This window comes from Cupriavidus sp. 01T418 (genome assembly GCF_056398885.1).
In genome coordinates this window covers 1-1,030 of sequence record NZ_JBFTQG010000125.1, presented here as the reverse complement: position 1 = coordinate 1,030, position 1,030 = coordinate 1, and the positions used below count along the sequence as shown (strand labels likewise).

Annotated in this window: 1 protein-coding gene; it reads right to left on the bottom strand. The window is 71.1% G+C overall.

All coding sequences use genetic code 11. The features are described from left to right. Positions 1-1,030, bottom strand: a 1,030-nt coding sequence (locus tag AC1DQ3_RS36490) for a hypothetical protein (RefSeq protein WP_477124947.1), incomplete at both ends; no start/stop codon positions are given.

Sequence of the window (1,030 nt, the reverse complement as noted above, 5' to 3'; positions counted from 1 at the left end):
GTCCAACGGCTTCTCCACGAATACAGGATCTGGCTCCTTGATGGTTGTCGACTCCGACTTGATGACTTGTGCCGGCACGTGGCTGCCAATGGCCGCAGGCTGCGCATACATCGTCTTGAAGGCCGGCTCGTTGCGCAGATGGCTTTCCGTGGCGCCAGAGAGCAGGGACAGCTCGCTCAGGCCGAGGCCGGGCCGCCGCTCGTGCAGTCGGCGGGCGTAGGCCTGACTGGCTTCCCCGTCCCGGCGCGGCACGGCGTCGCGAATGGCGGCCAGTACCACGGGGAGCGCCTTGAAGGYCGGCTYGCGGCGCAGTTGGCTTTCCGTGGCGCCAGAGAGCAGGGACAGCTCGCTCAGGCTGAGGCCGGGCCGCTGCTCGCGCAGGCGGCGGGCGTAGGGCAGACTGGCTTCCCCGTCCCGGCGCGGCACGGCGTCGCGAATGGCGGCCAGTTCCACGGAGAGCGYCTTGAAGGCCGGCTCGCYGCGCAGATGGCTTTCCAAGGCGCCCGAGAGCAGGGACAGYTCGCTCAGGCTGAGGCCGGGCCGCTGCTCGCGCAGGCGGCGGGCGTAGGCCAGACTGGCTTCCCCGTTCCGGCGCGGCACGGCGTCGCGAATGGCGGCCAGTTCCATGGAGAGCGCCTTGAAGGCCGGCTCGCGGCGCAGATGGTTTTCCAAGGCGCCCGAGAGCAGGGACAGCTCGCTCAGGCCGAGGCCGGGCCGCTGCTCGCGCAGGCGGCGGGCGTAGGCCAGATTGGCTTCCCCGTCCCGGCGCGGCACGGCGTTGCGAATGGTGGCCAGTTCCACGGAGAGCGTCTTGAAGGCCGGCTCGCGGCGCAGTTGGCTTTCCGTGGTGCCCGAGAGCAGGGACAGCTCGCTCAGGCTGAGGCCGGGCCGCTGCTCGTGCAGGCGGCGGGCGTAGGGCAGACTGGCTTCCCCGTCCCGGCGCGGCGCGGCGTCGCGAATGGCGGCCAGTTCCACGGAGAGCGCCTTGAAGGCTGGCTCGCGGCGCAGTTGGCTTTCCATGGCACCCACC